Origin of the sequence: Algihabitans sp., assembly GCF_965226985.1 — a bacterium.
Lineage (GTDB): Bacteria > Pseudomonadota > Alphaproteobacteria > Kiloniellales > DSM-21159 > Algihabitans.
In genome coordinates this window covers 2,398,071-2,424,142 of record NZ_OZ245712.1, presented here as the reverse complement: position 1 = coordinate 2,424,142, position 26,072 = coordinate 2,398,071, and the positions used below count along the sequence as shown (strand labels likewise).

Here is a 26,072-nt window from a genome sequence, read left to right as displayed (position 1 = left end):
GACACTGATGTTTCTGCTTGTTTCGAAGAGGTGTTTTAGTCATCACCCATTTCGTTTCGGCTGCCAGCCACTCTAGCTACCCCTTCTCCGGCAGGCGCCGCAGCAGCGGGTCGGTCAGGGCCGGCGGCAGCGTCGCCAGCAGCCAGACCAGGGCGTAGAGGCGGCGGGGGAAGGCGATGCGGGCGCGGTTGCGGGCCAGGCCCTTGGCGATCAGGACCGCCGCCCGCTCGGCCTCTATCAGCAGGGGCATGGGGAAGGTGTTCACCGCCGTCATGGGGCTCTTCACGTAGCCGGGGCAGACGACCGAGACGCCGACACCGCTGGGCGCCAGATATCCGCGCAGAGCTTCGTCGTAAACGCGGGCGGTTCTCTCGCGACACCCCGGCGCGCCGCTCACCGCTCCGACGTAGCGATCTTGTAGCTCGCGAAGACGAAGAAGCTGCCGAGGGCGCCGTCGATCAGGCGTTGGGCCTTGCGGTAGCCGGCGACCATCGGGCCGGTCGAGAAGGCGACGGCATAGGTCAGGTGGCCGGCGATGGAGATGACGCCGGTGCCCAGCACGACGATGCCGCCGACCCAGGAGGGGGCGGTCGCGTCCATCGCCAGCGACAGGATCGCGATCCAGGTCAGCGCCGCCTTGGGGTTGGTCATCTGGATCAGCAGGCCACGGCGGTACCAGCTCCAGAAACCGCCTTCGGCCTCGACGGCTCGCACCGTCATGTCCTTGCCGGTCCAGGCGGCCGCGAAGGCCTTGAAGGCCAGGTACAGCAGGTAGCAGACACCGGCGATCTTGATGACCGTCAGAAAGGCGGCATAGGCCGTCAGCAGGGCGGTCAGGCCGAAGAGCGTGAGAGTTCCCCAGAGGAAGGAGCCGGTCCCGACGCCCAGGGCCAGGGCCTTGCCGGAGCGCCGCCCGCTGGACATGGCCGTCCCGATGATCGCCAGGATGTTCGGCCCCGGACTGAACAGGCCCAGGACGAAGACTCCGAAGGCGACGAGAATGCCCGCGACGTAAGGCTCCAACACACCGCTTCTCCGTTGTCTTCGCTGGGGCGAGAGGCCGACCGACAGGCCAGCGTCGGCGCGATGGCCCCGCAAGTCAACGACCGCCCAACGGCTTCTGCACCGTGGGGTCGGCACGATCCTGCTGGTGTTGACTCAATCCGGGGCGCCACCCGGGCTGTCCCAAAAAGACAGACCGACGCATGAAACCTGATTCCATCGAAGTCTACCGATCGCGCTCTCTCTCCGATCTCGGCCTCTGGGGGCACGCGAGTGGGGGTGTTGTAGGGGCGCGGATGCCGATCAACACGACTGTGGGCCGCTCTGCCGAACTCGAAAATCGTCAGTCGCATCTACCCGAGACTCTTTTGAACGGATTGAAGCGTCTCAGCCGCTGGGGCTCTCTGATGTCGGCGATGCGCTGCAGGGGACGAGTTGCGCGCGCAAAGCCGCTGCATCGCGCTCGTCGAGCGCTCTAAACAGGTCTTGCCGTCGCGTCAGACTGACGAAGCCGTCCTCGGGGTTGGTCTGCAGCCAAGTGCTGACAGGCAACGCGCTGATCGGGGGGGCTTCAAGGCAACCGCCGGTGACCGTGACGCTGAGCGTTCCCTGTCCATCTATGCCTCGCGCCCTGAGGTCCCTGATCTCCGCTTGCGCTGCAGCGACGCGTCCGGCGTCCTCGGCCGCGAGGCGTGCCGAATAAACGACCTCGGCATCCGAGTTCGGCTGCGGTTTCCCGACCGTGACGGGTCGCAGCTGCAAAGACGCCGTTTCCTCCACGCGAAAGGTCGAGGCGGCGTCTCCGCCTGTGAAGGTCAGGCGCAACTCAGCGTCCCCGTCGGCGAGGCGCAGGGTGCCCGGCACGCCGACTGCTATGGCGATCTCGCTCGGCGGCGTGTTCAGGGGATCGAGCCGGCTCGCCGCGATCACCCCCTCCGGCGTAATCGAGTTGCAGGCCGACAGGCTTACCGCGCAAGCAAGGCCGGCGAGCAGGATCGGGATCGGATTTCGCTGCATGGATGTCCTGTTTGTTGCATGATTGAAATTAATTATTTAATGTAAAACATGAAACTATGGAAGGGAAATCACCGGTGATCGATCCCAATAGCGTCACTCGGCCCGCACGGCGCATCCGAACTGTCATGACCTGCGGCCTGCTGCTGCTTTTTGCCGTCGCGGCGGCGCTGGCCTTCGGCGCTGTCGCGATGCCTGCCAGCCTGGGCGAAAGTCTCGCCCGCGTGAGCGGTTTCCCAACCGGCCCACTGCAGGCCTGGCAAAACGGTGCCCTTCTCGGCATTGCCGCCGTCCATCTCACAATCTGGATCCTGCTTCTCGGCATCGCGCGCCGGTTGTTCGGGAACTTGGCGGAAGGGGAAGCCGAAACTGCGGGGCGTACGGCGCGGACTCTCTCCCACTGGCTCTGGGCCATGCTGGCCTGGGGGGTGATCGCCCAGATGCTCGTCTCGCTGGTTGCGACCTGGGGCTTGCCGGAGGGCGAGCGCAGCGTTGTATTGGCCGTGGGGACGACACAGATATCCCTCGCGCTTTCGGCTCTCATCGCCGGCTTCATGGCCCGCGCTTTCGCGCTCGGGGCGGAGCTCTGGCGCGATCATCGTGAAGTGGTGTGATGTGCCTATCGTCGTCCGACTCGACGTCATGCTCGCCAAGCGCAAGATGACGTCCCGCGATCTCGCGGCCCGCATCGGCATCGCGGAACAGAATCTCTCTCTTCTGAAGTCTGGAAAAGTGCGCGGCGTACGCTTCAACACGCTGGAGGCGATCTGCGCCGCGCTCGACTGCCAGCCCGGCGATCTTCTGGAGTACCAGCCCGAAGCCGAAAGACAGGCCGACGCATGAAACCCGACACCATCGAAGTCTACCGGCCGCGCGCTCTCTCCGATCTCGGGCTCTGCGAGGCGGCGGGCCTGCGCCTCAAGATCTACGGCCTCTGTGCCGAAGGACAGGCGCTTTCCGACAGCCTGCTTGAGGAGGCGCGCGCTGTCGTGCGCGAGGAGGTGCCGCCGCGCGTGGCCGCCGCAGGCGAGGACGGCGGCGAGGCCAACGGCGAGGACGGGGGCCTGGGCTTCGTCATCGTCCATCCGGGCGACCTGGGTCTCACCGTCTCGGTGCATTGGTGGATCCAGGGCTCGGTCCTCTGTCAGCACATCCGGCGGCGGCTCTGGGGTGCGGAGGCCCCGCTCGACACCGTCAAGCGGCCAGCCGTCGCCTGCGTCTGGGAACTGGCCGTGATCGATGCCGAACAGCGCGCCTGGCGCGAAACCATGATGACCGCGCGGCCCGATCCCGAGGCTTATCTGAGGCGGCGGATCGCTGCCGCGCAGGTCTAGAGGCTAAAAGAGACGTTATCTTCAAAGTTGGCTACGAAGGCCAGGTTGGCGTTAGTTCACTGAACGTGTTTTGGGTCGAAGCAGTTTGCGTGGTGTTGAAAGGGAAATGTGTTCGAAATTTTTTCTAGCAGTCGCTTTTGATGTGAAAGTTGTATGTCGATAATCATGTCTTTTTTGAAAATAATGATCACATTGGATTCCATTGGAATTTTCTATTTTGTGGTCTGTGTACAGGTTTGGATGGGGTTTCCTCCCTTCTACCGAAAACTGGAGTCTGCTTCCGATAATGACATAAAGAAAGTCGTGCTTCTCGGCGCTCTCATGGCGTCTGCGCTGCTTGTCTTACTTGTGCCGGAACCGACTCTCTATCCTGGCGCGTTCGGTCTCATCTGTATCTGGTTAGGTCTCTCTGCCAGATCTTGGTTGCGCAGTCAGACAACCGGCCCCCGGCCTTGGTTGTGCAACTCGGTGACCGTGAGGTGGCCGATGCTCCTGTTTGATCTTTGGACCTTGGGACTCAGCGCGTTCGTCCTGATGCACGTCCTCGCCAACTGATCCGCGTCCGCGCTTCCGCATCTCTGTGCCGTGGTACCTCCCCAACGGCCGTTGGACAGGCTTGCTGTTGCCTCATCATCAGCAGGTTCCCAACCTACCCCTTCTCCGGCAGCCGCCGCAGCAGCGGGTCGGTCAGGGCCGGCGGCAGGGTCGCCAGCAGCCAGACCAGGGTGTAGAGGCGGCGGGGGAAGGCGATGCGGGCGCGGTTGCGGGCCAGGCCCTTGGCGATCAGGGCCGCCGCCCGTTCGGCCTCCATCAGCAGGGGCATGGGGAAGGCGTTGACGGCCGTCATGGGGCTCTTGACGTAGCCGGGGCAGATGACCGAGACGCCGACGCCGCTGGGCGCCAGGTGGCCGCGCAGGGCCTCGCCGTAGACGCGCACCGCCGCCTTGCTGGCGCAGTAGGCCGGCGCGCCGGGAAAGCCCCGGAAGGCGGCGAGGGAGGCCATCAGGCCGATCTGCCCGGCGCCGCGCGCCGTCATGCGCTCGACTGCCGGCTGCACCGTGTTGATCACGCCGTCCAGGTTGGTGGCGAAGATGCGCCGGGCCTGCTCCGCCGGTTCCGCCCCGGCGCTGCCAGTGCCGCCGGAGATCCCGGCGTTGGCGATCACCAGGTCCAGCGGCCGGGCGGCGTCCGCCGCATGTATGGCCTCGGCCGTCGCGGTCCGGTCGGTCACGTCGAGGGTCGGCGCGGCGACCTCGGCGCCGGCCGCGCGACAGTCCTCGGCCACGGCGGCCAGGCGCGCCGCGTCGCGGCCGGTCAGGGTCAAGCGCAGGCCCTCGCCTGACCCTGACCGGCCGCGACCGGGATGGTTGCGGGCATAGTGCCGGGCCAGCGCGGCGCCGATGCCGCTGGAGGCGCCGGTGATCAGGATGTGCTTCGGATCGGCGGTCACGCTCTGCTCCCAAGTCCGCCAGGTTCCAGATACACCAGGTTCTGGCCTGCAAGCTTCGGGGTTCGGCGAGGTTGTTGCGCCGGCTGCCCCGGTCTATAAGGCCCGGCGTTCGGCCGCGTCCAGCGGTCCTCCTCCTGCCAGCCGGATTCCCCTATGCCCGCCACCGCCGCGCTTCAGTCCATGACCGGTTTCGCCCGCAGCCAGGGCGAGGACGAGCGGGTCTCCTGGACCTGGGAGCTGCGCTCGGTCAACAGCCGCGGGCTGGATCAGCGCTACCGCCTGCCCGGCGGGTGGGAGGCGTTGGAGCCGGAGGTTCGCGCTCTGGCTGGCGCGGCGCTGGCGCGCGGCAGCCTGCAGGCCAACCTGACCCTGCGCTCCGGCAAGGCGCCGGCGAAACTCACGGTCAACCGCGCGGTGCTCGACCAGCTCGTCGCCATCGCCAAGGAGCTGGAGACGGAGGTGCCGGCGGCGCCGGCCCGGCTGGACGGCCTGCTGTCCCTGCGCGGCGTGCTGGAGGAGAGCGAGGAGGAAGAGAGCGAGGAGCGGCAGGCGGCGCGGCGCGCGGCTGTGCGCGACGACTTCTCGACCGCGCTGGCCGCCCTGGTCGAGATGCGCGGGCAGGAGGGCGCGCGCCTGCAGACCCTGGTGCATGAGCATCTGGAGCGCATCGCGGAGCTGGAGGCGGCGGCCCGCACCTGCGCCGCGACCCAGCCGGCGGCGATCAAGGCGCGGCTCACGGCGCTGCTGGCCGAGCTGCTGGAGGCGGAACCCGCTCTGCCGGAGGAGCGGTTGGCCCAGGAGGTGGCCCTGCTGGTCGGCAAGGCCGACGTGCGCGAGGAGTTGGACCGCCTGGCCGCCCACATCGCCGCCAGCCGGGAGCTGCTGGCCGAGGGCGGGCCGGTCGGGCGGCGGCTGGACTTCCTCTGTCAGGAGTTCAACCGCGAGGCCAACACCCTCTGCAGCAAGTCCGCCGACGTGGAGCTGACTCGGATCGGCCTGGAGCTGAAGGGCGCCATCGAACAGCTGCGCGAGCAGGTGCAGAACCTGGAATAGATCGAGCGTGTCGGAGCCAGGGCCGGAATCAGGCAGGTCGAAGCGAGGCGGAGAGACGGTGCAGGTCGAGGACGACGATAAACAGGGCGGCGAAGACGATGAGAGCGGGGCTGTCGCGCGGCGCGGCCTCGTCCTGGTGATCTCCTCGCCCTCCGGCGCAGGCAAGACGACCATCGCGCGCGGCCTGCTGGCCAGCGAGCCGGACCTCAGCCTCTCGGTCTCCTGCACCACGCGGCCGAAGCGGGCCGGGGAGGTGGACGGCCGCGACTATCACTTCGTCGATCGCGACCGCTTCGCGGAGATGGTGGAGGCCGACGCCTTCCTGGAGCATGCCGCGGTCCACGATCACCGCTACGCTACGCCGCGCGCGCCGGTCGAACGCATCCTGGACGCCGGGCAAGACGTGCTGCTGGACATCGACTGGCAGGGCGCGGTCCAGGTGCGCGAGGCCATCGCCCAGGACGTGGTCAGCGTCTTCGTGCTGCCGCCCTCCCTGGCCGAGCTGGAGCGCCGGCTCTTCTCCCGCGCCGCCGATGCGGAGACGGTGATCCGCCGGCGTCTGAAGAACGCGCTGCAGGAAATCCCCCATTGGGAAGACTACGACTACGTCGTGGTGAACCGCGTCGCCGAGGCCGCCCTGGCCGAGGTGCGCAGCATCCTCCACGCCGAACGCCTGCGCCGCCGCCGGCAGGTCGGCCTGCCGGACTTCGTCGGCAAGCTGCTGGGGTAGGGGCCGTTGACGACGCAGCGGCCGGGACGGTCACCCCCGGGACGGTCACCCCCGGGACGGTCACCCTTCGACAAGCTCAGGGTGAAGACTCTATTTTCAAAATCACAACTTCACCCTGAGCCTGTCGAAGTGTGGCGATCCCAAAGACAGTTGCGGTTCAGGCTCGACCAGTTCTCGCCCAGAGCCAGCCCGCTACAGCACCCGCGCCAGGGCGCAGAAGTCCTCGACCGTCAGCTCCTCCGCGCGCGCGGTCTCCGGCAGGCCGGTCTCGTGCAGCAGGCGGGCGGCGTCGCCCAGCGACTTGAGGGACTGCCGCAGCATCTTGCGGCGCTGGCCGAAGGCGGCCTGGGTCACCCGCTCCAGGGCCGGGCGCGGCGCCGGCGCCAGGGGCCGGGCGCGTGGCGTCAGTTGCACCACGCTGGAGACCACCTTGGGCGGCGGCACGAAGGCGCGCGGCGGCAGGTCGAGCAGCAGCCGGGTCTCGCAGAGCCACTGGGTCAGGATGCTCAACCGGCCGTACTGCTTGGTTCGGGGGACCGCGACCAGACGCTGCGCCACTTCCTGCTGCAGCATCACGGTGACGGACTCCAGCAGCGCCGGCTCCTCCGCGATCCTGGCAAGCCAGGCGGTCAGCAGCGGTGTGCCGACGTTGTAGGGGAGGTTGGCGACGATCCGGCGCGGGGCCTCGCCCAGGTCGGAAAGCTCCACCTGCAGCGCGTCGGCCTCCAGAATCTCCAGGCGGCCGGCGGCGGCGGCGGCGATCTCGGCCAGAGCGGCGCGGCAGCGTGGATCCTTCTCGATGGCGATCACCCGGCTCGCGCCCTCCAGCAGCAGCCCGCGCGTCAGGCCGCCCGGTCCAGGTCCGATCTCGACCGTGGTGCCGCGCGACAGGTCGCCGGCGGCACGCGCGATCCGGCGCGTCAGGTTGAGGTCCAGCAGGAAGTGCTGCCCCAGGCTCTTGCGCGCGCCCAGCCCGTTGGCCGAGATGACCTCCCGCAAGGGCGGCAGGCCTTCGAGCGCGTTTTGGTCGCTGGCGCCCGGCTTTTGGTCGCTGGTACTCAGAGACGAATCTCGACGTTGGAATCCCGGCGTAGGTCGCGCATGTAGCGGCGGGCCAGCAGTTCGACGCGCTCGGCGCGCAGGTCGCTCTCGATGGCCTGGCGGTCGATGCGGCCGCCCTCGCGCAGGCAGACCGTGTAGACCGCCGCACCGCCCTCGACCGCGAGCGGTGCGCTGGGCTGGCCGATGCCCAGGCCGGAGACCGCGTCGCGCACCTCGGCCGACAGGGTGCTGAAGGGCTGGCTGCTCTGGGTGCCGGCCCCGCCGTACTGCTGGGCCAGGCTATTGGCCTGGGCGCAGCTCTGGACGCTTTCGGCCAGGCGGGCGGCCTCAGCCGTCGCCACCTGCAGCTCGTCTTCGTCGCTGGCCGGGACGATGAACTCGGCGAGCTGGATCCGGTCCTCGATGTTCTCCGCCGCGCGGCGGTCGATCAGCGCGACGATGTAGTAGCCGCCGATGGCCCGGATCGGACCGGCGAGGGAGCCGGGCTGCATCCGGCCGACCACCTCGGCCAGTTCTGAGGGCAGTTCCTGCACGGTCAGCCAGCCCATGTCCCCGCCGACCGAGGCGGTCGCCGACTGGGAGAACTGCTGCGCGACCGGCTGGAACGGGGCGCCGTTCTGCAGCTCGTCCAGCAGCCGCCCGGCGGTCACCCGTGCCTCGTTTTCCTGCGATGGATTGTCGAAGGCGATGAAGATCTCGGCGACGCGCACGCGAGGCTCACTGGCGTCGGCGGCGATGCGGGCCACGGTCTCCTCGATCTCCTCGAGGGTGATGTCGACCTGCGGCGCCAGGCGGCGGGTGATGACCTCGCGCCAGGACAGCTGGGCCCGCAACTGATTGCGGATCGCCTCCTCCAGAATGCCGCGTTCGCGCAGGCTAAGCAGGAACTGCTCGCGGGTCATTCTGTTCTGCTGGGCCAGGCGTTCGAGGCCGCCTTCGATCTCCTCCTCGGTGACGGCGATGTCGAGGCGCTGCGCCTCCTGCAGCTGAAGCCGCTCGTCGATCAGGGAGCGCAGCACGGGCGTGGTCAGGCGGTCGCGCGCCTCCGGCGTATCCTCCAATCCCGATGACACGATGGCCATGCGTAGGCGCAGGATCACGTCGAGGACGGAGATCACCTCGTCGTTCACCACCGCCGCGGCGCGCAGGCTGTTCTGCGCAAGCGCCGAGCCTCCCAGCCCGAAGACCAGCAGAAGTGCGATAAGGGTCGAAAGCAGTCTGTTCATATCCGTTCGACGATTGCTGTGGCCGCTGTCGTTGCGGCATCAGACTATAGGTATGCGCCAAAGTGGCGACAACGCGGCGCTCGCGCGGTGGGCCGCTGGGGTTCCGCCTACTCTCCCGATCCACCGCCATCCAAGCCGGTTTCGAACTGCCCGAGCTGGGCCAGGCCGATGGTCAGCAGGAAACGGGTGTCCGACTGGATTTCGCGGTCGTCGAAGTTCCGCCGCTCGGCTGAGAGGGACAGCAGCAGGCATTCGTCGCTGTAGGTCAGCGCCGCACGGGCCGTCTGCAGCTCGTCGGCGGCCAGATCCTTGGTGATGGAGCCGCTGGCGAACCAGTTCCTCGACAGGCGCGACGTCAGCGAGAGCGTGGCCGTCTCGCGCTCGTCGAAGCCGCCCTCGCGCTCCTGCTCGGCGGTGAAGGTGTAGTTGAGGCCGAGCCGCAGTTTCGACGTGCCGACGGAGGCGGTCACTTCCTGAAACTGAGCATCCAGCGTTTCCTGATCCAGGCGGAAGCGGTAGGCCGTGTAGAGCTCCGAGATGGGGCTGAAGATGACGCGGCCGACGATATCGGACGCACCGTCACCCTCGATCCCCGATCCTTCGGCGAAGACGTCGGTATCGTTGAGCCGCCAGGACTGGCCAACAAACACCTGGGAGAAGGTCTCGGTGCCGGTGTAGAGCGTGTACTGCAGGCCGTAGTCGGCGCGTACGCCCGGATCGACCCGGTCCAGGCCGGAGAAGCGGTTGGTGGCGAACAGAGTCGTGTCGTCGAACTCGAAGCTGAGCGAATCCTCGTTCGGTATCTCGCCGCGGTTAAACCAGTTGCCGTTCGGTGCCGCGACGAACTGAGCGATCGGTTCGATGATCTGTTCCCAGCCGCCGCTCTGAACGGCCCAGGGATATCGCCATTCCAGAGATGCTTGCGGGAAGGCGCGGAAGACGGTTTCCGTGTTCTCCTCGACCTGCGGATCCAGGTCGTTCGGGTTGTCCGGGTCGTTGCCCTCGGTCCAGTAGCCGTCGGTCTGCAGACTGGTGCGGAAGGTCCAGACGTCGCCCCAGTCGGAGGTATAGGGCAGGGTCCAGCCGGTCACCAGAGACGCCCGCGCCATCCGTCGGCCCTTCTGCCGGGTCAGGTAGAGCAGGTTTGCGTCGGCGGTCAGCAGACTGTTGGCGACCAGAGGTTGGGAAACGTAGTTAAAGTCGAACTCCGGCAGGATCAGCGGCTGGATGTCGTCGTCTTCCTCGGATCGCAGAGACTGGTAGGAGAAGCTGTTGGCCGCGAAGTAGTTGCGGCCCCCGAAGCCCTCGACGAAGGCGTTGCTCTCGGTCCGGGCCCGGGTCTCCGGCACGTCCAGGTCGTAGAGCTGGTCGTAGGTGTCGTCGCTGACGCGGAACACGTTGAAGCCGGTGCGCCAGCGGGAATTCAGGGTGAAGCGGCCGTTGGCGTCAATATGGCCGCGGAAGCGGTCCTCGTCGATCTCGCCGTCCCTGTTCTCGCGGTCCGCTACGGTACCGCTGCCCCGCACCTCGAGCGAACCGGACGGGAAACGATGGCGGTACTCTAGGTTCAGATAGGGGTTCTGCCGCGTCGTGAAGGTCGGCGTGATCGTCGCATCGATGTTATCGTCGATGACCCAGAAGTAGGGCAGGGTCGCCTGAAAGCCCAGGAAGTCGCTGCTTCTCCAGGAGGCGGTGAGCAGACCCGACTTGCGGTTCACGGTTGGGTCCGGATGCTCGAAGTAGGGCATGTAGAAGACCGGCACGCCGAAGACATCCAGCGTCGCGTCTCGGTAGCGGACCTCCTGGGCTTCCTGATCGTGAATGACCTTGCGTGCGCTCAACTGCCAGATCGGCGGCTTGTCAGGGTTCCTCCGGCAGAGCGGGCAGGGCGTGTAGACCGTGTCCTCGAAGAGCGTTCGGTTCCCGTCGGTGCGGATGCCGCGCGACGCCGCGACGCGGGTTATGCCGTCGGACATCAGGGCGCGAATGCCCTGGATGAACCCTTCCTGCAGGTCGCCGGTCAGCTCCGCGTATTCCGAGAAGTAGACGTCGCCGTTCTCGTTGAGCAGCGACACGTTGCCCGAGGCGACCACGACTTCTGTGTTCTGGTTGTAGCTGACGCTGTCGGCCAGCAGAACGCTGCTGTCCTGAGCGATCTCAACGTTCCCCGAGGCCGTGATGATGCCGAGTTCGTCCTCGTACACCAGCTCGTCAGCCGTGATCAGGGCCGGGCGATCCTCCGAGATACCGCTCGTGCCTGGCCCCGGGGTGTCGATCAGCGTTTGTGCCGGAGCTGTCTCGGCCCAGAAGAACAGGACCGCCGCCGCGATCGTTGCGGCCACGGAAACGGACAGGCCGTCAGTCGTGCGAATCCCCGAATCCCCTAACATACTTACGCTTTAACCGTCTTCCAGATGCAGCAACAAGGGCAGGGACAGGGCCAGAGCGATCGTCGCCGGCGTCCAGGCCGCCATCGCGACAGGCAGCTTGCCCGAGATGCCGAGCGCGAAGACAAGACTGGACATGAAGTAAAGCACGAAGCCGGACAGCACGCCGGCCAGGATGATCAGTCCGACCCGACCGCGTCGCTGCGGCCGCAGAGAGAAGGTCGCGGCTAGTACCACCATGGCCGTGAACAGCAAGGGCAGGGCAAGCAGCTTGTTGAACTCCAGCCGATGCTGCTGAGTCGAGAAACCGGCCTCTTGAAGCAGACGAATGAACTCCGGCAGATCCCAGAAGGAAAGCGTTTGGGCGGGGGCGAAGCTGTCCAGGATCTTGCGTGAGGTCAGGTTGGTCGGGATTCGCACTTCCTGCTCGAACACCGTTGGCGTCCCCGCCTGGCTCTGCCAGACATCGCGGATGGCCCAGTAACCTGGCTCGAGCGTGGCCGAGGTGGCATCCATGCGATTGAAGAACTGCTCTTCCTTGTAGCGGAAGACGATGACGTCGTAGAGCGTCATGCTCTCTTCGTCGGCCCGGCTGGCGTGAAGCATCAGCCGGTCGGCGCCCTGGTCCTGACGCAGCCAAAGACCGCCGCCCCTCAGCGCCAGCGAGGGGCCGGGCGTCGGATCGTAGTATTCCTCGATTTGATCGGCGCGCGCCAGCAGGGCCGCGCCGACCGGATTGAGTAGGGTCATGGTGAGAATGCCGACCAGCACCGAGAGCGCGACGGCCGGTAGCAGGAACTGCCAGGCGGATACGCCGGCGGCGCGGGTCACCACCAGTTCGTTCGTCCGGGTCATGCGCCAGAAGGTGAACATGGCGGCACCCAGAACGACAAAGGGCATGGTCTCCTGGACCAGCGATGGCAGGCGGAATAGCGCGACGCTCAGGACGATGCCAAAGGTGACGCCGTCGCGGTTGGCCAGGCGGTCCAGCCGGTCGGCGGTTCCGGCCAGCAGAACGATACCGGAGATGGCCAGTAGGAAAACCATGAACCACAGCAGGTACTGGCGGGCGATGTAGCCGCTCAGCGTCCAGGACAGGCGCCGTCCCCGGCGCTGTGTGGTGGCGGATGCCGTCATGGCCTATCGGCGCCGGACATAGTCATCAGGCTCCCTGCCGCCGGGCACCGGTCGCCGGGGCGTCTTGGTTGCCGTTCTGCTCGACCGTCCTGGTCACGCGGTTGTTTTCCCCGTCACGCAATAGGGTGCCGTTCGCGATCGTCGCTTCCTCTCGGTCCAAGGGGCTCCTGCGGCGTGTCGACGCCCAAGGCTTGCGCCGAGCCGTCCCGGACGGGAGCGTCCGACCGCCGACGGCCCAAGGGATAGCGTGCCAAGGGATAGCGTGATTGAGCGCGCCGCGTCCAGGGCCGAGCGTCGGTCCGATCGGGCAGGGATTTCCGAAACTTCGGGAGGCTTTCCGGGCCTTGGCGTTGACAGGGCGGAAAGCGGGACCTAACGCTTGGTGCAGGAATAACAGGGACCGGCCCGGCGACGGTCCAAAACACCCTCTTCGCGCGGACCTTCCGGGTCCGCTGGACAGCCCTACAGTACGGAGGCCTCATGCGTATCTCCTTTGCCGCGCCTGCCCAACCGAAGTCCGGCGCCATTGCCGGTCTGGTGACCGAAGGCGGAAAGCTTGCACCGAGCCTGGCCGATCTTGACGGGCAGCTGGGCGGAGCCTTGACGCGGGCGATCAAGTCCAGCCGCTTCACCGGCAAGAAGGGCGAGGCGCTGGAGGTTCTCGCGCCCGCCGGTCTGTCCGCCAGCCGGGTGGTTCTGCTGGGTTTGGGCAAGCCTGCAGAGGCCGGTCCGCTCGACTTCGAGCGTGTCGGCGGTGATCTGCTGGTCAGGCTCAATGCCGCGGGAGAGAAGGAAGCGGCCCTGACGGTAGACGTCCTGCCCGATCTCCGGCTCGAGCCGTCCGAAGTGGCGGCACGCGTCGCCTACGGGGCGCAGCTGCGCAGCTACCGCTTCGACAAGTACCGCACCACGGAGAAGCCCGAGCGCAAGCCGAGCCTGAAGAAGCTGACGGTCATGGCCGCCGCGCATGCGGGGGCTAAGAAGGTCTATGCCAGGCTGGAGAAGATCGCCGAGGGCGTCTTCGCCACCCGCGACCTCTGTTCCGAGCCGGCCAACGTGCTCTACCCGGAGAGCTTCGCCAAGCAGGCTAAGAAGTCCCTGGAGAAGGTCGGGGTCGAGGTCGAGATCCTCGGCGAGAAGGAGATGGAGAAGCTCGGCATGGGCTCGCTGCTCGGCGTGGGGCAGGGCTCGGTGCGCGACTCCCAGCTTCTGATCCTGCGCTGGATGGGCGCCGGCAAGACGGGCAAGGCGAAGACAAAGTCGTCCAGCCGCGCGAAGAAGGCGGCCGAGGGCGTTCCGCTGGCCATCGTCGGCAAGGGCGTCTGTTTCGACACCGGCGGCATTTCGATCAAGCCGGCGGGCGGCATGGAGGACATGAAGTGGGATATGGGCGGCGCCGGCGTCGTGGTCGGACTGTTCCACGCCCTGGCAGCGCGCAAGGCCAAGCTCGACCTCGTCGGTGCCTGCGCGCTGGTGGAGAACATGCCGGACGGTAACGCCCAGCGTCCTGGCGATGTCGTGCACTCGATGTCCGGTCAGACCATCGAGGTAATCAATACCGACGCGGAGGGCCGGCTGATCCTGGCTGACGCGCTCTGGTACGTGCAGGAAACCTACAAGCCCAAGGCCATCGTCGATCTTGCAACCCTGACCGGCGCGATCATGGTCGCGCTGGGGCGAAGCCATGCGGGCCTGTTCAGTAACGACGACGAGCTGTCCGAGCGCATCCTGGCGGCCGGCAAGACGGTCGGCGAACCCTGTTGGCGCATGCCCATGGGCGAGGATTTCAACCGCATGATCGACAGTGACATCGCCGACATGAAGAATGTCGGCGGCCGTTGGGGCGGTTCGATCACGGCGGCGCAGTTCCTGGAACGCTTTATCCAGGACGGGACCGCCTGGGCACATCTCGACATCGCCGGCGTGACCTGGTCGGACAAGGATCGGCCGACGGCTCCGAAAGGCGCGACCGGTTTTGGTGTCCGCCTGCTAGACGAGCTGGTGACCAAGCACTACGAGAAGTAATGGGATCCGACGCCCTCGACCGACAGTCTTCGGTCGAGGGCGATCTCTTAGCGGCTGCCGTCCCTTAGCATTGAAAGAGCCGCGTCAAGCAACCGGGCGCCAAGGCCTTCAGATTTTCTTCATAAGTGCAGGTCGACTCTAGGTAAAACCTGTTGATCTATCAGGCTGAATCCGGGTCGTTCGCCAATGCCGGCCTTTAACTTGTTTGGTAAGGTTTGCCCGGCTACTCTTCTGGCGTTCGGGGGCGACAGCTCCTGAATGGCAAGCGCGCGGTCGGGGAAGGCCGCTGCGCGGGACCGAATAGATCGAGTCTGGGTCTCGGGATCGGTCGAATCGCCCGGCGGTTCAGACGGTCCCGTAAGGCTTGAGGCGGCAGAAGATCGGGGCGACCGCTGGCGGTCGAACCTGATCTGGTCGCTGGGGTGGGGCAGAGAGAGGGAGTATTGCCGTCGTGGCCGCAAAGCCCGTACGTCCGGTTAGCGCGTCCGCCGAAACCGATCGCGGATCGGTCGGCGACCAGAACTTCCAATCCGCTGCCTCGGCACCCTTCGCGACCGGCCGTCTGCGCCGGCGTCCTGGTCTGTCGGCACGCTTGAACCTCTGGCTCGACCGTTTCTTTTTCGATCGTGAACTCTTCGTCCGCAGCAACGATCGAGTGCGCTACATCCGTGTCTCGGCGCAGGGGCAGAAACTGGCGGTGGCCGGTACGATCGGCCTGCTCTGCTGGGCCGCCCTGGGCAGCCTCGGCATCGGTTTCCAGCAGCGCCTACTGGCGGAGCGCTCCGCGCTGATCGAACAGCAGCAGCTCACCTACGTCGAGTTGATGTCGGAGATCAGCGACTATCACGCGCAGTTCACCCGCATCACCACCGATCTGGAAGCCAATCAGAACTATCTGCTCGATGTCCTGCGCGAGGACGGTATCGCGCCTGACAAGCTCGCGGGAATCGCCGAGGGGCTGAAACCCATCGAGGAAGCTGACGACCGCATGACGATGGCGCGTGAGTCCCTGCGCGACCGTCTGACGACCTTCGAGACCAGCCTGAACGAGATTGCGCAGCGCAACGAGGCCCTGCAGGGACAGGTCGCCTCCTTGCGGGCCACTCTGCATGCGACCGAAGCCGAGCGCGTTCAGATCGCCGAGGCTCGGGCGCGGCTGGACCGGCGCTTGATTTCGGCCAACTCGCAATTGACGGACGCGCGGATTGCCAACCGGCATTTGCAGAGCCGTTTGGCGGAGCTGAACGACAAGCTGGCCACGGCGGGTCAGGAGGTCGCGGATCTCTCCGAACTCCGCGATCTGCTCAAGGCCGACATCGTCGGGCTGCAGGGCAGTATCAATTCCGCATTGCGGCGCGAAACGCGCTTGCAGCAGAGGTTGGCGGCGCTGGGCATGGAGCTGCATCACGCAGTGGAACGCGGCGATACTCTGCATGACGACCGCCAGCGCATGGCCGTGCAGCTGGTAGCGGCCTTCGCGCAGATGGGACAGCTGCGCGCCAGCCAGCAGGCCTTGCTCGAACGTCTCGACAATAGAACGGCGAGCTCGATCGACACGCTCGAAGCCGCGCTTGTCATGACGGGCGTGGAGTTCGAGCCGCTGATTGCCGATCTCGAGGCGGAGATGCGGCTGGCGCGTGCGGAGCGCTTGAGCGATCCCCAGGTGGGTCAGGGCGGTCCCTTCCTGCCGGCAGGCATGGCCGGGCCGCCGGATCCCCATGCGGATCGGCTCGAAGTGACCTACAGCCTGCTCGACCAGCGCCTCGACCGCTGGGACGCCATCAAGGCCCTGTTCGAGGCGGTGCCCGTCGCGGCGCCGATGCGGGAGTATCGCATCACCAGCGGCTTCGGAAAGCGCAAGGATCCGGTGAACGGCAAGCCGGCGCGGCACGAGGGCCTTGATCTGGTCGGCGGATGGCGCGAGCCAATTCTCGCCACCGCGCCTGGCAAGGTGACCTTCGCCGGTACACGGGGTGCCTACGGTCGGATGGTCGAGATCGACCACGGTCACGGCTTTAAGACTCGTTACGCACACCTGCGTGCCATAGATGTCAAACGCGGCGACCTTGTTTCCTTCGGCCAAGAGGTCGGTCAGATGGGCAATACCGGTCGTAGCACCGGCCCCCATCTCCACTACGAAATTCTGTTCAACGGTACCCCCTACGATCCCGCTGACTTCCTGAAGGCAGGTAGGCATGTTTTCAAAGGGTAAGAAGAAGGCCGGCGGCGCTGGTGTGTCGCCGGAGGACTCGAAGGCAACCGGCCTTCCGGCAGGGTTGGAGACCGGCGGTTCATCAGCGCGGCGCGAGCCGAGCGGGGTGCCCTCGATCATCAGCGCCGATCTGACCATCGAGGGTAACCTCGTCAGTCATGGCGACCTGCAGATCGACGGCACGGTCCAGGGAGATATCTGGAGCCGGACCCTGACTCTCGGCGAGGACGGCCGCATCGAAGGCGCGATCGAAGCCGAGACGGTACGTCTTTGCGGCGAAGTCCAGGGTCAGGTGAAGGCGGCCACCGTCGTGGTGACCAAGACCGCCAAGGTCCAGGGCGATATCCTGCACGACAGCCTGGCGATCGAGGCGGGTGCCTTCATCGATGGCCACTGTAGACGCGACCTGGTCGCGACGGCCGGCGTGCCCTTGCTCGATCAGACGCCGTTGGACGGTAAAACCGCCGACGGTAAACCAGCCGAAGGCAAGCCGGCCGGCAGTTCGACCGCCGGTGCCACCTTGGCCGGCGCCGCTGCGACTGCTCCCGTTTCCAACGGCCGGGTCTCGACGGATCGAAGCGACGGCGAAACCAAGCCGACTTTCTGAGGCGAGTCTGGCTGAGGCGAGTCTGGCTGAGGCGAGTCTGGCTGAGGCGAGTCTGGATCGATTTCGTCGCCGGAAGAGATCGCGCGCGGCGGTCGGCCTGGTCCTTGCTCGTCGGGACGCTCTCTACACGTCCGGATTGCGCTCCAGCGCTGCGGCCAGAACGGACGGATCGACGTTGCCGCCGGACAGCGTTATGCAGACAGTTTCCGAGGCGCCCACTTCGAGCTTCCCGGCGAACAGCGCCGCGAGGCACACGGCCCCGCCCGGCTCCACCACCAGCTTCAGACGCCGGAAGGCGTAGGCCATCGCGGTTTCGACCTCCCGGTCGGTCACTGTGAGTCCGGCCGTCACGCGGCGGGCGTTGATCGGAAAGGTCAGCTCTCCCGGTTTCGCCGAAAGTAGCGCATCGCAGATCGAGCGGGGGCCGGGCTGGTTTGCCAGTCTTGCGCCGGCGGCCAAGGAGCGGGCGGTGTCGTCGAAATCGGCGGGCTCGCAGGTGTAGATCCGCGTCCGCGGGCTGCGCCCTTCGAGCGCCAGCGCGATGCCGGCCGTCAAGCCCCCGCCGCCGCAACAGACCAGAACGCGGTCGAGTTCCAGCTTCACTGCGGCGGCCTGCTCCGCGATCTCGAGACCGCAGGTCCCCTGACCGGCGATGATCCTGGGGTCGTCAAAGGGCCGGACCAGTGTGCAGCCGCGCTCTTCCACCAGCCGTTCGCCGATGGCCTCGCGCTCTTCGCGGTAGCGGTCGTAGAGCTGGACCTCGGCCCCGTAGCTGCGGGTGTTGGCGATCTTGATCGCCGGGGCGTCGGCCGGCATGACGATGGTCGCAGGCGCTTCGAAGATCTCGGCCGCCGCCGCCACACCCTGAGCGTGGTTTCCCGAGGAAAAGGCGACGACGCCGCGCGCCCGCTGCTCCGGTGTCATGCTGGCCAAGGCGTTGTAGGCCCCCCGGAACTTGAAGGAGCCGGTCCGCTGAAGGTTCTCGCACTTCAGCAGAACCCGGTAGCCCAGTTTCCGGGACAGCTCCGGAGATGTTAGCAGAGGCGTGACGACAGCCTGCTCGGCGATCCGTTCGCGCGCGGCCTCCAGATCCGCGAGGGTTGCCACCTCGGGGGTCGCCGCCTCAGGGGTCGCCGCCTCAGGGGCCGACATTGGCGCCTGCGGTTGTTGCACTTGGGGAGTCGACTGCGGCGAAGAAGTCATCGATGGCCTCCAGAGCTTCTGTTTCTTCAAGCGAGGGGGCATGCCCCAGACCGGCCACGGTCACGGAGACCAGGGTCGGGTGATCGGCCTCCATGCGGGCCAGCGTTTCGGCCGAAAGAATCGGCGAGGTTTCGCCGCGCAGCACCAGCAGCGGGCTGCGTTTCAGTCCGGCGAAGAGATGCCAGAGATCAGGCAGTTCTCCGGCTGTCTGTGCGAGAGGTTTCACGATGGCGGTATCCCAGTCGACATGCCACTGGCCGTCGTCGCCGCGCCGGTAGGTGCCCTCGGCGAAGCGCCGCCAGGTTTCCTCGTCGCGGAAGGCAATCTCCCCGAAGGCGTCCTTCAGAAAGCGGGTTGCGGTCTCCAGGTCGGGCTGCGGTGCGTCCTGGCCGACATAGGCCATGATCTTATCCAGGGAGTTGCCCTCGAACTCGGGACCGATATCGTTGAGGACAGCGCCGGCCAGGGCGTTCGGCAGAGAGGTGCCGAGGCCCATGGCGAGCAGTCCGCCGAGCGAGGTGCCCACGGCCACGAAGCGATGCAGTCCAGCGACGGTCAGCAGATGGCGCAGGTCGTCCAGATACTGGATCGGATGGTAGCTGTGCCAGTCGTCGACATAGGCAGAGCGCCCGCGTCCCCGGTAGTCGGGGCAGATCACTCTGCGCCGTGCCGACAGACGTTGCGCGAGCTGGTGGAAGTCCTTCGAGTTTCGGGAGAGGCCCCCGAGGCAAAGGGCCGGAATTCCGCCGCTCTCCCTCGGGCCGGGGTAATCCCGGTAGTAGAGGCAGGTCCCGTCCTGCGCGGAAAAGAACCGTTCCTGATACCCGCTCTGCGACACGCTTGCCTCGCCTGACAGGCCGTTGAAAGGGGTTGGTGAACCTGACTATTCCATCCTTTGGCCCAGCAGGCCGGGAAGCTCGCTCAGGCCGGACATGATGGCCTTCGGTTCGCCGGGCAGGCGGTCGAGCTGCAGGCCGAAGCGGTTCATCCAGGCGACCTGGAAGCCGAAGTTGGCCGCGCCGCGCGCGTCCCAGCCGTTGGTCGAGACGAAGGCGATCTCGGCCGGAGCGGCGAGGCCGAGGCGGTCGACGGCCAACTGATAGACGCGGGCGTCGGGTTTGTAGATGCCGACCTCTTCCACCGACAGCACGGCGTCCAACAGGTCGGCGAGGTTTGCGTGCGTGACGGCAGCCTCCAGCATCGTCGGTTCGCCGTTCGATAGGATGGCCGTCTTCAGGCCGGCCGCCCGCAGGCGCTCCAGCGTCGGCCGAACATCGGGATAGGCGTCGAGGCGCAGGTAGAGCTGCATCAGCCGGTCGGCCAGGTCGGTGTCGGTGATACCCTCCGCCTGCAGGGCGAAGTCCAGGGCATCGCGGGTGACCTTGCGGAAGTCGGCGTGGGCGCCCATCAGGCTGCGCAGCCAGGTGTACTCCAGCTGCTTCTGCCGCCAGGTCTGGGAGAGGGGTTGCATCCGCTCGCCTAGCGCTCCGGCCTCCGCCGCGGCGGCCGAATGGACGTCGAACAGTGTCCCGTAGGCATCGAAGACGCAGGCCTTCACCCCCTCGAAAGCGGTCATGGCTTCTCCCCTGGTTGAGCCCGCTCCGAGCGTTCTAGTCCGTTGCGGGGCTTAGTGCCAGTTGGAAGAGCGATGGCAGGGGGCGATCGGGCAGGCCGAGCTTCCCGCGATAGATGTAGGCCGCTTCCATCACGCGCTGGACGTAATTGCGCGTCTCGGAGAAGGGGATGGACTCGATCCAGGTCAGCTCGTCGACGGCGGGATCGCGGGGGTCGCCGTATTCCCGGATCCACTGGTTCGCGCGGCCGGGACCGGCGTTGTAGGCAGCGAGCACCAGCGGCAGATAGCCGTCGTAGCGTGCCACCATGTCGATCAGAAAGACGCGGCCCAGGGTCACGTTGAATTCCGGATCGTCGACCAGCCGCGAGAGGCTGTAATCCAGGCCGAGCTGGGCCGCCGTCTGCCTGGCCGTTGCCGGCATCAGCTGCATCAGACCGCGGGCGCCCGCGCTGCTAACGGCGCCGGTCCAGAAGGAGCTTTCCTGCCGCATCAGGCCCAGGACCAGAGCGGCTTCCTCGGGGGCGCCGAGATCGATCTCCTCCAGCAGCGGGAAGAGATGATCCGTCAGAAGGTAGCCGTCGCGTCGTGCCCGTTTGGCGGTCCAGACCTGCTGGTCGGTCCGCCCGAGCTGCTCGGCCAGATTCCCGATCATGCGCCAGTCGACTTCGTCGCGCGTCTGCTGCCTGAGAGCTGCGAAGAAGCGGAATACCAGGTCGTGGCGCTCCAGTTCGGCGAGCCGTTCGATGACCCGGACCAGGTCCAGCGCGTCGAAGGCGCGTTGCCGGCTCTCCGGCACGGCGGCCGGCGGGTTGGCGACGATCGCCGGCGCTTCGCCCAGTCGAGCGATGGCCATCTGCCCGTAGAAGGTTTCGCCATGGATCGCGGCGCGGCGCCACCACTGGACGGCTTCGGCCGCCTGTCCGGCCCGCGAAAAGGTCTCGCCGGTCCAGAAGGCGCCACGGGCCAGGCTGATCTGTGAGGAGACGCCGTTGAAGAGGCGCTCGAAGTGCGGTCGCGCCATCTCCGGGTCTTCCAGCCAGTCGAGCGCGATCCAGCCGGCCAGGAACTCCGCCTCCGCGAAGTCGACGCCCTGCGTCAAGCCGTTCTGGCTAGCCAGCCGATAGGCAACGGAGATCTCCCCCACCCTGAGAGCCCGACGCGCCATCCAGGCGCGAAGGTCCCACCACTGTTCGGGATGAGCCACCGGCACCGGCACCGGATCGACCAGTTCGAGGGCGTCGCGGAACCGGTCGGCCCGCATGCGCCAGCGCGCCCGTTCGAACAGCAGACCCTCGTCGTTCTGCAGCTCGGACGAAACGCGTCGGATGGCGCCGTCCACGCCGCCCTCCCGCCGCGCCAGCTTGAGCCTTGCGGTCGCCAGGTCGGCGAAGCTCGGCCCCAGGCGGCGGGCCTGCCTTTGCGCCGGCGCGCTGCGGCCCTCGAAGACCAGCATCTCGAAGCGGGCGCGCTGATCCTCCGGCGTGAAGTAGCGGCGGAAGCGTTCGTGGAAGGCCAGCTCGATGTCGCGAGGAAAACTCGTCTCCCGCCAAAACTGCCTGGCCAGGGTCTCGGCCTCGGCTTCGCGGCCAATGTTCAGCAGGGCGGTGGCATGCCGCGCCTTGCCCGTCCCGGTGACCGGCGGGTTGTCCGCGAACCAGGAGAGGACGCGGGAGGCAGGGAGGGAAAGCGGCATGGCCTCCTCCGCCGCGCGCCGCAGGGCGCCGCGGCCGGGCCAGCCCGGGTGCGCCTCGACGAAATCGGCGACCTCGCTGAAGCTTGCCTCCGTCGCGGGATCGATCAGGCGCAGCCAGCGCAGGACGTCTCGCAAAAGTTCGTCGTCTGCCACCGCCGTGGCGGCGATCGCGGCTTGGTACTGCCGGGCGTCGGCGGCGGCAAAGGCTGTTGCGTAGAGCTCCCGGTCGGCGCGGCTGAGCGTCTGAGCGGCCGCGACCGCCGGCCAGGCCAGGCTCGCGGCAAGCAGACTTGCAAGGAGTGTGCGCAAGCGGCTTTTCCTTATATGGCGTGAACCTTAGTAAACTATCAAGTTGGTCTACCCGCAGGAAGCCTGCGCCGCTTGCTGCCTTGAGAGTGCGGCGATATGGTGCGCCCATTGCTCGCCCGTATTCTGGCGAGAAGATGTAAAGATTTACTTCTCGTTTGAAGGAAAGTTGAGGCATGTCCGGGCCGTTGTTCACTGGATCGATCACCGCGATGGTTACGCCTTTCGCCGACGGTGCCGTCGACGAAGGCGCCTTCCGCAAATTCATCGACTGGCAGATCGCTGAGGGCAGTGATGCGCTGGTCCCGGTTGGCACGACCGGCGAATCGCCGACCCTGACCCACGCCGAACATAAGGCGGTAGTGGAAATCTGCGTTGACCAGGTGGCGGGCCGCGTGCCGGTGATCGCGGGAACCGGGTCCAACTCCACGGCCGAGGCCATCGACTTCGCCAAGCATGCCCAGGCGGCCGGGGCCGACGCGGCGCTGGTTGTGACTCCCTATTACAACAAGCCAAGCCAGGAAGGTCTCTACCGGCACTACCGGGCGATCCACGACGCGAGCGACCTGCCGATCCTGATCTACAATATTCCCGGCCGTTCGGTCGTCGACATGAGCGTGGCCACCATGGCGCGGCTCGCCGAACTGCCCCGCATCGTCGGGGTCAAGGACGCGACCGCTGATGTTCTGCGGCCCTGGAAGACCCGGGATGCTATCGGAGCCGACTTCGCGCTGATCTCCGGAGAGGACGCCACCATCGTGCCCTTCCTGGCGATGGGCGGACACGGCTGCATCTCCGTCACCTCCAACGTCGCGCCGCGGCTTTGCAGCAGCCTGCACAAGGCCTGGCAGGCCGGCCGGCTGGACGAGGTTACGGAGATCAACGACCGGCTGATGCCGCTGCACGAGGCGCTTTTCGTCGAGCCCAGCCCGCAGCCGGCCAAGTACGCACTCTCCCTGCTCGGCCACCTGAAGAACGAGCTGCGCCTGCCGTTGGTGCCTGTTGCGCCGGAAACGCAGGAGCGGGTGCGCTCGGCCATGGTGCATGCGGGTCTGATCAACTAGCCGGGACGGCGGGGCTGACCGAGGCGCGCCGCGTTCCTATTCTTTCCGACATGACACCCAATCGAACCGTTGCGCAGAACCGCAAGGCGCGGCACGAATTCGCCATCGAGGATAGCCTGGAGGCGGGCCTGGCTCTGACTGGGTCCGAGGTGAAGTCCCTCCGCGCCGGGCGCGCCAACATCGGCCAGGCCTTCGCCGTGGACCGCAACGGCGAACTCTGGCTGATGAACGCCCATATCTCCGAGTACGCGCCGGCCGCCCGCTTCGGGCACGATCCCCTGCGGCCCCGCAAGCTGCTGCTGCATAAGCGCGAACTGAACAAGCTCCTGGGCCAGGTCAAGCGCGAGGGCTATGCGCTCGTCCCTCTCTCGCTCTACTTCAATCGCCGAGGGATCGCGAAGCTGAACCTGGGTCTGGCGCGCGGCAAGAAGAAGGCCGACAAGCGCGAGGACATCAAGAAGCGGGACTGGGACCGCCAGAAGCAGCGCCTCCTGCGGGCGCAGAACTGACCTCCGGCCTGACAGCCTTTCGATCCCGATCAAGCTTTCCTAAGAACTCGATCTTTCAACGAGTTAATCGACTACCTTCTCAGACTTTTTGAGCCCTCGACAGTCTTGCTCGGCCGGAGCGTCCGGCCATCCCGGCGCCAGATCAGGACCCGCAGCGGTGCGGGCGCTTCACCCTGACGCAAGGCCTCCGCGATCACCAGGCGGGTCACCTCCGCCATCGGCAGGTCGTCGAGCGCTGTCGTCACCACCCAGCGCAGGTCCTCCAGTTCGCCGTCGCCGGCCAGCCGTCCCTCCGCCAGGGCGCCGTCGACCAGGAAGAAGCGGGTGTGAAAGCGGATCGGCGAGCCTGCCGGCGTGATCGCACGAGCGATCAGGCGCAGATCGCCGAAGGCCGGAGTCAGCCCTGCTTCGATAAAGGGCGCCCAGTGAGAGGCGGGCCGGCGGTCGAGCGGTGCGCGTCGACCGACCAGCAGGCCGGTTTCCTCTGCAGTCTCCCGCAGCGCGCAACGGGCCAGGGCCGGCAGCCGCTTGCGTGTTGCCGCATCCACATCGCCCTCGGGCGGTTGCAGGGGTTCGGAAAAGCCGCTGGGGCGGCTGTCGATGCCTTCGAGGCGCCCGCCCGGCGTGACGTAGTAGCCGGGCATGAAACGCGTGGCGGCATGGCGGCGCCCGAGCAGCACCTCCGCGGCGCCCCGTGCCGGCCGGCGAACGAGAATCAGACCCGCTGCATCCTGCGGCCGGACCGTAGAATTCACCGATAGCTTTCTGATTTTACGAAGATAATGCGTCGCGCCTTATTCGGCTCTGACGGCCTCGTCCACGCGCCCTGCCGTGTTGACGGGATCGCCGATGGCGCTGGCGTAGAGGCCGGGATCGAGGATCAGCTGCACCGCCACCTCGACGTCGAGTTCGCCTTCGCTGTCGCGGGTCGGGCAGAGCGCCCGCAGCTTCTCGAGGCCGGCGTCGTCGTCGATGTCGACCGAGGCGAGGCGCTGGCGGCTGGAGATCAGCAGCTCGCCGCCGCGCAGGCTCGTGAGCGTTGTCGGCAGATCGCGGCTGTCGTCGGCGATGCAGACGTCCGGTAGCACGCCGCGCTTGTGTAGGGCGTAGCCCGAGGGCGCATGGAAGCGCGCCCAGGTCAGTGTCAGCTCGCCCTCGTTCGGCAGGCGCAGCACCGTTTGCACCGTTCCCTTGCCGAAGGAATTGGAGCCGACCACGATGGCCTTGCGGCTGTCCTGCAGGGCCGCTGCCACGATCTCCGAAGCCGAGGCCGAATTGCCGTTGATCAGAACGACGATCGGCAGCTGGCCGATCAAGTCGTCGCGCCGGGCCTCGAAGTACTGATGGCTCTCGGGATGGCGGCCGTGGGTCGAGACGATCCGGCCGTTCGCGACGAAGAGGTCAGCGACCGACACGGCCTGATCCAGCAGACCGCCGGGGTTGTCGCGCAGGTCGATGATGAAACCGCGCAGGTTATCGCCGATCTCCCGCTCCGCCCGGAAGATCTTCTCCCGCACGGTCTGGGTGGTCGACTGATTGAAGCCCGAGACCCGGATCACCGCCACGTCGTCGAGGCGGCGGTAGCTGACCGTCTGCGGGACGATGTGATCGCGCTCGATATCGACCTCGAAGGGTTCGGGCAGATCGCCGCGCCGGACGCTGACCCGTACATAGGTTCCGATGGGGCCGCGCAGGGTGCGGATCACGTCCCGCTGCTCCATTCCGGCGGCGAGCCTGCCGGCGATGCCGACGATCAGATCCTCGTCCTGTAAGCCGGCCGCCTCGGCTGGCGTTTCTTCCATGACGGAGACCAAACGCACGCCTTCCTCCTCGACGCGGATCCTGACGCCGATGCCGCCGAAGCCGTCGCGGCTGGCCCGGTTTTCCCGTGCCTCTTCGCGCCCTGCGTAGCGGGAGTAGGCGTCCAGCTCCGCCACCATGCCGTCGAAGACGGCCTCGTAGACGTCCTCGGCCCGGGACTCGCCCAGTGCGGGTGAGAGGCGCCGAGCTTCCTCGATGGCGCGTGCCGTCGCTTCCGCCCAGCCAGCGCTATCGCGCGGCGCCGGGGCGGGCAGGCTGCTGCGCGGCATCTCGTCGTAGCCGACGGCGATAGCGCCGTTCTCCAGGTCGAAACTCAGCTTCGGGTCGATCTGCGTCACGGCCTCCAGACCGGCCACCGCCAGATCGTCGACCGCCACGTCCTCGATGTAGACGGCTGTCACGTCCTGGTAGCCGGCGATGAACATCCGTTCCGCGCTGGCGGGGTCGTAGGCCGTTGGCTGACCGCGAAGCTCTTGGGTCGTGCAGGCGCCCAGTGCGACCAGCGTGACGCCGGCGGCGGCGAAGGAGATGGCGAGGTGGCGAAACGACATGGGATCCCCGCTGTGAAGGCAGCCTGTTATTCTAAACATAAGGGCATGAAGCCCATTAAAAGCAACGCATCTTATGCCAGCAGTGATCTAGGTCGCAGCCGAAAAAACCG

The 26,072-nt window shown here is 66.8% G+C and carries 24 protein-coding genes; 10 read left to right on the top strand and 14 right to left on the bottom strand.

Annotated elements, in window-relative coordinates; translation table 11 throughout:
- Positions 1-76: 76 nt before the first annotated feature.
- The 3 genes from ACO054_RS11150 to ACO054_RS11140 form a co-directional block, all read right to left on the bottom strand.
- Entirely contained in the window at positions 77-397 is a 321-nt protein-coding gene (locus tag ACO054_RS11150) for a hypothetical protein (RefSeq protein WP_421706648.1), read from the bottom strand.
- Entirely contained in the window at positions 394-1,026 is a 633-nt protein-coding gene (locus tag ACO054_RS11145) for a LysE family translocator (RefSeq protein ID WP_421706647.1), read from the bottom strand. Before ACO054_RS11145 ends, ACO054_RS11150 begins: the two co-directional genes overlap by 4 nt.
- A gap of 363 nt (positions 1,027-1,389) precedes the next feature.
- Positions 1,390-2,019, bottom strand: coding sequence for a hypothetical protein (locus tag ACO054_RS11140; protein WP_421706646.1), 630 nt, complete (start codon positions 2,017-2,019; stop codon positions 1,390-1,392).
- 74 nt (positions 2,020-2,093) lie between these two features.
- Between ACO054_RS11140 and ACO054_RS11135 the strand changes: the two genes are divergently transcribed.
- Genes ACO054_RS11135 through ACO054_RS11125 form a run of 3 tightly spaced genes read left to right on the top strand, consistent with a single transcriptional unit; the run spans position 2,094 to position 3,350 of the window.
- Positions 2,094-2,630, top strand: coding sequence for a hypothetical protein (locus tag ACO054_RS11135; RefSeq protein ID WP_421706645.1), 537 nt, complete (start codon positions 2,094-2,096; stop codon positions 2,628-2,630).
- A 1-nt stretch (position 2,631) separates the two neighbouring features.
- Positions 2,632-2,859, top strand: coding sequence for a helix-turn-helix domain-containing protein (locus ACO054_RS11130; protein ID WP_421706644.1), 228 nt, complete (start codon positions 2,632-2,634; stop codon positions 2,857-2,859).
- On the top strand, positions 2,856-3,350 hold the full coding sequence (locus ACO054_RS11125; protein ID WP_421706643.1) for a hypothetical protein: 495 nt from the start codon (positions 2,856-2,858) through the stop codon (positions 3,348-3,350). The genes ACO054_RS11130 and ACO054_RS11125 overlap by 4 nt, the downstream gene beginning before the upstream one ends.
- A 649-nt stretch (positions 3,351-3,999) precedes the next feature.
- Here ACO054_RS11125 and ACO054_RS11120 read toward each other — a convergent pair.
- The gene (locus ACO054_RS11120) at positions 4,000-4,800 is read right to left on the bottom strand and encodes an SDR family NAD(P)-dependent oxidoreductase (RefSeq protein WP_421706642.1); all 801 of its coding nucleotides are present in this window, start codon (positions 4,798-4,800) and stop codon (positions 4,000-4,002) included.
- A 153-nt stretch (positions 4,801-4,953) separates the two neighbouring features.
- Between ACO054_RS11120 and ACO054_RS11115 the strand changes: the two genes are divergently transcribed.
- Positions 4,954-5,853: a YicC/YloC family endoribonuclease gene (locus tag ACO054_RS11115; RefSeq protein WP_421706641.1), complete on the top strand. Its 900-nt coding sequence runs from the start codon at positions 4,954-4,956 to the stop codon at positions 5,851-5,853.
- Positions 5,854-5,911: 58 nt separating this feature from the next.
- Positions 5,912-6,583 (top strand): guanylate kinase, encoded by a 672-nt coding sequence (gene gmk / locus ACO054_RS11110; protein WP_421706640.1) that lies wholly within the window; start codon positions 5,912-5,914, stop codon positions 6,581-6,583.
- 192 nt (positions 6,584-6,775) lie between these two features.
- Here gmk and rsmA read toward each other — a convergent pair whose 3' ends face one another.
- From rsmA to lptG, 4 genes are all read right to left on the bottom strand, one after another.
- A complete protein-coding gene (gene rsmA, locus ACO054_RS11105; protein ID WP_421710355.1) occupies positions 6,776-7,645 on the bottom strand; it encodes a 16S rRNA (adenine(1518)-N(6)/adenine(1519)-N(6))-dimethyltransferase RsmA in 870 nt (289 codons plus the stop codon).
- The gene (locus ACO054_RS11100) at positions 7,642-8,871 is read right to left on the bottom strand and encodes a peptidylprolyl isomerase (protein WP_421706639.1); all 1,230 of its coding nucleotides are present in this window, start codon (positions 8,869-8,871) and stop codon (positions 7,642-7,644) included. The genes rsmA and ACO054_RS11100 overlap by 4 nt, the downstream gene beginning before the upstream one ends.
- Before the next feature lie 107 nt (positions 8,872-8,978).
- Positions 8,979-11,261, bottom strand: coding sequence for an LPS-assembly protein LptD (locus tag ACO054_RS11095; protein WP_421706638.1), 2,283 nt, complete (start codon positions 11,259-11,261; stop codon positions 8,979-8,981).
- Positions 11,262-11,270: 9 nt separating this feature from the next.
- Positions 11,271-12,395 (bottom strand): LPS export ABC transporter permease LptG, encoded by a 1,125-nt coding sequence (lptG, locus tag ACO054_RS11090; protein ID WP_421706637.1) that lies wholly within the window; start codon positions 12,393-12,395, stop codon positions 11,271-11,273.
- A 480-nt stretch (positions 12,396-12,875) separates the two neighbouring features.
- Between lptG and ACO054_RS11085 the strand changes: the two genes are divergently transcribed.
- From ACO054_RS11085 to ACO054_RS11075, 3 genes are all read left to right on the top strand, one after another.
- The gene (locus ACO054_RS11085; protein WP_421706636.1) at positions 12,876-14,420 is read left to right on the top strand and encodes a leucyl aminopeptidase; all 1,545 of its coding nucleotides are present in this window, start codon (positions 12,876-12,878) and stop codon (positions 14,418-14,420) included.
- A 451-nt stretch (positions 14,421-14,871) separates the two neighbouring features.
- The gene (locus ACO054_RS11080; RefSeq protein ID WP_421706635.1) at positions 14,872-16,632 is read left to right on the top strand and encodes a peptidoglycan DD-metalloendopeptidase family protein; all 1,761 of its coding nucleotides are present in this window, start codon (positions 14,872-14,874) and stop codon (positions 16,630-16,632) included.
- On the top strand, positions 16,616-17,239 hold the full coding sequence (locus ACO054_RS11075; protein ID WP_421706634.1) for a bactofilin family protein: 624 nt from the start codon (positions 16,616-16,618) through the stop codon (positions 17,237-17,239). Before ACO054_RS11080 ends, ACO054_RS11075 begins: the two co-directional genes overlap by 17 nt.
- Before the next feature lie 123 nt (positions 17,240-17,362).
- Here the strand turns inward: ACO054_RS11075 and ACO054_RS11070 are convergent, their stop codons facing one another.
- From ACO054_RS11070 to ACO054_RS11055, 4 genes are read right to left on the bottom strand one after another with little or no spacing between them, the layout of a single operon-like run.
- Complete coding sequence (locus ACO054_RS11070; RefSeq protein ID WP_421706632.1) at positions 17,363-18,391, bottom strand: threonine ammonia-lyase; 1,029 nt, start codon at positions 18,389-18,391, stop codon at positions 17,363-17,365.
- Positions 18,378-19,280 carry an alpha/beta fold hydrolase gene (locus ACO054_RS11065; RefSeq protein ID WP_421706631.1) on the bottom strand — a complete coding sequence of 301 codons (903 nt, stop codon included), beginning with the start codon at positions 19,278-19,280 and terminating at the stop codon, positions 18,378-18,380. Before ACO054_RS11065 ends, ACO054_RS11070 begins: the two co-directional genes overlap by 14 nt.
- 45 nt (positions 19,281-19,325) lie before the next feature.
- Entirely contained in the window at positions 19,326-20,018 is a 693-nt protein-coding gene (locus tag ACO054_RS11060) for a haloacid dehalogenase type II (RefSeq protein ID WP_421706630.1), read from the bottom strand.
- Positions 20,019-20,052: 34 nt separating this feature from the next.
- Positions 20,053-22,020: a lytic transglycosylase domain-containing protein gene (locus tag ACO054_RS11055; RefSeq protein ID WP_421706629.1), complete on the bottom strand. Its 1,968-nt coding sequence runs from the start codon at positions 22,018-22,020 to the stop codon at positions 20,053-20,055.
- 173 nt (positions 22,021-22,193) lie between these two features.
- Between ACO054_RS11055 and dapA the strand changes: the two genes are divergently transcribed.
- Both dapA and smpB read left to right on the top strand, forming a co-directional pair.
- Positions 22,194-23,081: a 4-hydroxy-tetrahydrodipicolinate synthase gene (gene dapA, locus ACO054_RS11050; RefSeq protein WP_421706627.1), complete on the top strand. Its 888-nt coding sequence runs from the start codon at positions 22,194-22,196 to the stop codon at positions 23,079-23,081.
- Between the two features lie 50 nt (positions 23,082-23,131).
- A complete protein-coding gene (smpB, locus tag ACO054_RS11045) occupies positions 23,132-23,590 on the top strand; it encodes an SsrA-binding protein SmpB (protein WP_421706626.1) in 459 nt (152 codons plus the stop codon).
- Positions 23,591-23,661: 71 nt separating this feature from the next.
- Here the strand turns inward: smpB and ACO054_RS11040 are convergent, their stop codons facing one another.
- Together ACO054_RS11040 and ACO054_RS11035 are read right to left on the bottom strand one after the other, a co-directional pair.
- Positions 23,662-24,345: an NUDIX domain-containing protein gene (locus tag ACO054_RS11040; RefSeq protein ID WP_421706625.1), complete on the bottom strand. Its 684-nt coding sequence runs from the start codon at positions 24,343-24,345 to the stop codon at positions 23,662-23,664.
- 39 nt (positions 24,346-24,384) lie between these two features.
- Entirely contained in the window at positions 24,385-25,962 is a 1,578-nt protein-coding gene (locus ACO054_RS11035; protein ID WP_421706624.1) for a S41 family peptidase, read from the bottom strand.
- Positions 25,963-26,072 lie beyond the last annotated feature (110 nt).

Coding starts and splice junctions, on each gene's coding strand:
- ACO054_RS11140 (WP_421706646.1), bottom strand. CDS start 2,019: ATGCAGCGAAATCCGATCCCGATCCTGCTCGCCGGCCTTGCTTGCGCG.
- ACO054_RS11125 (WP_421706643.1), top strand. CDS start 2,856: ATGAAACCCGACACCATCGAAGTCTACCGGCCGCGCGCTCTCTCCGAT.
- ACO054_RS11115 (WP_421706641.1), top strand. CDS start 4,954: ATGCCCGCCACCGCCGCGCTTCAGTCCATGACCGGTTTCGCCCGCAGC.
- ACO054_RS11100 (WP_421706639.1), bottom strand. CDS start 8,871: ATGAACAGACTGCTTTCGACCCTTATCGCACTTCTGCTGGTCTTCGGG.
- ACO054_RS11095 (WP_421706638.1), bottom strand. CDS start 11,261: ATGTTAGGGGATTCGGGGATTCGCACGACTGACGGCCTGTCCGTTTCC.
- lptG (WP_421706637.1), bottom strand. CDS start 12,395: ATGACGGCATCCGCCACCACACAGCGCCGGGGACGGCGCCTGTCCTGG.
- ACO054_RS11085 (WP_421706636.1), top strand. CDS start 12,876: ATGCGTATCTCCTTTGCCGCGCCTGCCCAACCGAAGTCCGGCGCCATT.
- ACO054_RS11075 (WP_421706634.1), top strand. CDS start 16,616: ATGTTTTCAAAGGGTAAGAAGAAGGCCGGCGGCGCTGGTGTGTCGCCG.
- ACO054_RS11070 (WP_421706632.1), bottom strand. CDS start 18,391: ATGTCGGCCCCTGAGGCGGCGACCCCTGAGGCGGCGACCCCCGAGGTG.
- ACO054_RS11060 (WP_421706630.1), bottom strand. CDS start 20,018: ATGACCGCTTTCGAGGGGGTGAAGGCCTGCGTCTTCGATGCCTACGGG.
- dapA (WP_421706627.1), top strand. CDS start 22,194: ATGTCCGGGCCGTTGTTCACTGGATCGATCACCGCGATGGTTACGCCT.
- smpB (WP_421706626.1), top strand. CDS start 23,132: ATGACACCCAATCGAACCGTTGCGCAGAACCGCAAGGCGCGGCACGAA.
- ACO054_RS11035 (WP_421706624.1), bottom strand. CDS start 25,962: ATGTCGTTTCGCCACCTCGCCATCTCCTTCGCCGCCGCCGGCGTCACG.